Raw genomic sequence first — 3171 nt, 5'->3', positions numbered from 1 at the left:
GTGGTTCGCCTCGTTTCCCCGCTGTGCGCGGGGGTGTTCCACGGGCGGCAGCTTGCGGGCCTGTGTGAGGCACGTGTTCCCCGCGTATGCGGGGGTTGGCCGGGAGGGTTGGGCCGAGGGGCGCGGCGCCGTCCTCAGAAGGCGAAGGCGCGGGTGGTGTTGGCGGCGATGTGGGTGGCGAGGGTGTTCTCGTCGGTGCCGCGTACTTCGGCCATCGCGCGCAGGGTGTGCGGGATCAGGTAGGGCGCGTTGGGTCGGCCTCGGTAGGGGGCCGGGGTGAGGAAAGGGGCGTCGGTCTCGACGAGCAGCAGGTGGTCGGGGGCGGCGGTGAGGGCGTCGCGCAGCGGCTGGGCGCTCTTGAAGGTGACGTTGCCGGCGAAGGACATGTAGTAGCCGTGTGCGGCGCAGTGTCGCGCCATGTCGGCGTCGCCGGAGAAGCAGTGGAAGACGGTGCGTTCGGGGGCGCCTTCCTCGTCCAGGATGCGCAGCACGTCCTCGTGGGCGTCGCGGTCGTGGATGACGAGCGCCTTGTCGAGTTCCTTGGCGAGGGCGATGTGGTGGCGGAAGGACCGCTGCTGTGCCGCGCGGCCGTCGTCGCCGGTTCGGAAGTGGTCAAGGCCGGTCTCGCCGATGGCGCGTACCTCGGGGTGGGCGGCGAGACGGGTGATCTCGGCCAGGGCGGCGTCGAGTGCCGCCGGGCCGCCTTCGGCTTCGAGGCGCGGCGCCTCGTTGGGGTGGAGGGCGACGGCGGCGGAGACGGTGGGGTGTTCCTCGGCGATGGCGACGGCCCAGCCTGCGCGTTCGACGTCGCAGCCGATCTGGACGACGCGGGTCACGCCGACGGCGGCGGCCTTGGCGAGGGCTTCGGCGACGGTGGTGTCCTGCATGTCGAGGTGGGTGTGCGAGTCCGTCACCGGCACGGCGAGCGGCGGGGGCGGCGGCGGGATCTCGGCGCGGGCGGCCTGCGCGGCCTTCGACATGGGCATGTGCCGATCCTAGGACGGGACGAACGGTGGGACCGCCGGTGGGCCGCCGGGAGCGTGGCGCGACTCCATGGCGTGGCGCCACGAAATCGCGGCGGCGCGAAGGCGGGGGCGGCGCGACCGGGCTCGCCGCGACTCGGTTGTCAGTGGTGTCCGCGAGAATCCGGGCATCCGCGTCGGGAGGTCCGGGGCGGTGGGTGCGTGTTCACGGAGGACGGGTTCGATCATGGCGATCACCAACGAGCGGGCAGCGGGCCGCGCGTTTCTGGAACTGCTCTACCAGGACGATCACTTCCCCGATCATCTGCTGGACAAGGGGAAGGCGATCCTGGTGCGGCTGTGCGAGCGGATCGAGGCGGAGTCCCCCGCGGACCTTCCGGCGCTGTACGCGCTGACGCAGCCGGCCACGGAGGAGTTCAACCAGTTGCAGGAGGAGTTCTACGCGGCGGGGAGCGAGTTCGAGACGGTCGCGCGTGAGGAGATAGCGGAGGACTTCTGGTTCGTCGCGGGCGCCTACGGCTTCGTCGATGCCGACATCGAGGAGCTGGTGGCGAACCGCGACTGGTGAGGCTCTGCCCGGCATAGGCCGGGCGGACGCCCAAGCCCGGCGCGAGGTGCGCGTTCAGTGACGGCGGGCGTGGGCCCGCCACCAGGTGGCGCGTGCGCCCTCCGGTTCGGGGTGTTCCCCGGCCGATGGCTGCCGTCCCGTGGGCTGGCCGTCCTCAAGGTCTGCCTTCTCCCGCTCGGGCAGGTCGTGGCCGAGGGGGCGGGTGTGCCCGGAGGTGTGCGCGTCGAGTCCGCCGTGTTCCGGGTGCTCGGCCTGCCCCCGGTGCCCGCCGTGCACCTCGTGCCTGCGCCGCCGCACCGCCGGTTCGACGGCGCTGACGCGCGCCGCCTCGATCGCGCTGACCGTGCCCGCCCGCATCACGCGGATGCGGTGCGCGCCGCAGTTGAGGCAGGTCAACCGGGCCAGAGGGGAGGAGACTCGCTCACGGCCGGTGAAGTACAGGACGTAGGGATCTCCGTGCTCGTCGAGATGGTGCTCGATCGTGTACGTCTGCTCCCAGCCACGCCCGCAGTTGAAGCAGACGAAGGAATAGGACTCCGAAACGGTCTCCCGTGATTCATCCCTCATGGCGGCACCTGCGCTCGTCGATACATTCATCGGTCGACGCACGGCGCACCGCGCGCCCTATCCCCCAGTATGCGGCGATTTCTTGGCGGCGACCACCGCGTCGAAGACCTCACGTTTGGGGACGCCCGCCTCCTTGGCCACCTCGGCGATGGCGGCCTTGCGGTGCTCCCCCGCCTCCTCGCGCACGGCGACCCGGCGCACCAGCTCGGCCTCGTCCGGCCGCTCCCCGCCCACCGGTGCGCCCTCGACGACGACGGTGATCTCGCCGCGCACGCCGGCCTCCGCCCAGTCGGCCAGCTCGGCGAGGGTGCCACGCTTGACCTCCTCGTACGTCTTGGTCAGCTCCCGGCAGACGGCGGCGCGGCGGTCGGCGCCGAACGCCTCGGCCATCGCGGTCAGTGCGGCGGCAAGCCGGTGCGGCGCCTCGAAGTACACCTGTGTGCGGGGCTCGGCCGCCGCGTCCCGCAGCCGTGCGGCCCGCTCACCGCCCTTACGCGGCAGGAATCCCTCGAAGCAGAAGCGGTCCACCGGCAGGCCGGAGAGGGCCAGCGCGGTGAGGACCGCCGACGGTCCCGGCACCGCGGTGACCCGCACTCCTTGCTCGACGGCGGCCGCGACCAGCCGGTAGCCGGGGTCGGAGACGGACGGCATCCCGGCGTCGGTGACCAGCAGCACCCGGGCGCCGTCGGCCAGCTCCCCGGCCAGTTCGGGGGTGCGTTCGGCCTCGTTGCCCTCGAAGTACGACACGACGCGCCCGGTGGTCCGCACGCCAAGGGACTGGGTGAGGCGGCGCAGCCGCCGGGTGTCCTCGGCGGCGACGACGTCGGCGGTCTCCAGCTCGGCGGCGAGGCGCGGCGGGGCGTCGGCCGGGTCGCCGATGGGCGTTCCGGCCAGGACGAGCAGGCCGCTCCCGGGTTCGTCGTGCGGGTGGTCGGCTCGGGGTGTCGTGGCAGTCACCGGGCCATCCTCGCAGGGACCGGACGGCGCGGATGCCAAGATGTCGTCGTGGAAGCCGCCACCCCAGCCACCCCAGCCAGCCGCCCCGCGCACCAC

4 protein-coding genes are annotated in these 3171 nt (G+C 72.8%); 1 reads left to right on the top strand and 3 read right to left on the bottom strand.

What is annotated here, in order from left to right:
- Positions 1-134: 134 nt before the first annotated feature.
- The gene (locus tag E0D90_RS24665) at positions 135-986 is read right to left on the bottom strand and encodes a TatD family hydrolase (protein ID WP_130800151.1); all 852 of its coding nucleotides are present in this window, start codon (positions 984-986) and stop codon (positions 135-137) included.
- A 223-nt stretch (positions 987-1209) separates the two neighbouring features.
- Here E0D90_RS24665 and E0D90_RS24660 point away from each other — a divergent pair, with 223 nt between their 5' ends.
- Positions 1210-1551 carry a DUF5713 family protein gene (locus E0D90_RS24660; RefSeq protein ID WP_103503349.1) on the top strand — a complete coding sequence of 114 codons (342 nt, stop codon included), beginning with the start codon at positions 1210-1212 and terminating at the stop codon, positions 1549-1551.
- A 54-nt stretch (positions 1552-1605) separates the two neighbouring features.
- On the opposite strand, the gene E0D90_RS28160 is transcribed toward E0D90_RS24660, so the two are convergent.
- Together E0D90_RS28160 and rsmI are read right to left on the bottom strand one after the other, a co-directional pair.
- On the bottom strand, positions 1606-2118 hold the full coding sequence (locus E0D90_RS28160; protein ID WP_227870483.1) for a hypothetical protein: 513 nt from the start codon (positions 2116-2118) through the stop codon (positions 1606-1608).
- A gap of 57 nt (positions 2119-2175) precedes the next feature.
- Positions 2176-3075 carry a 16S rRNA (cytidine(1402)-2'-O)-methyltransferase gene (gene rsmI, locus E0D90_RS24650; protein WP_103528760.1) on the bottom strand — a complete coding sequence of 300 codons (900 nt, stop codon included), beginning with the start codon at positions 3073-3075 and terminating at the stop codon, positions 2176-2178.
- Positions 3076-3171 lie beyond the last annotated feature (96 nt).

Origin of the sequence: Streptomyces otsuchiensis, assembly GCF_004305975.1 — a bacterium.
Taxonomy (GTDB): Bacteria; Actinomycetota; Actinomycetes; order Streptomycetales; family Streptomycetaceae; genus Streptomyces; species Streptomyces otsuchiensis.
The sequence above is the reverse complement of the archived record's forward strand: the minus strand, read 5'-3'. Positions and strand labels throughout refer to the sequence as shown.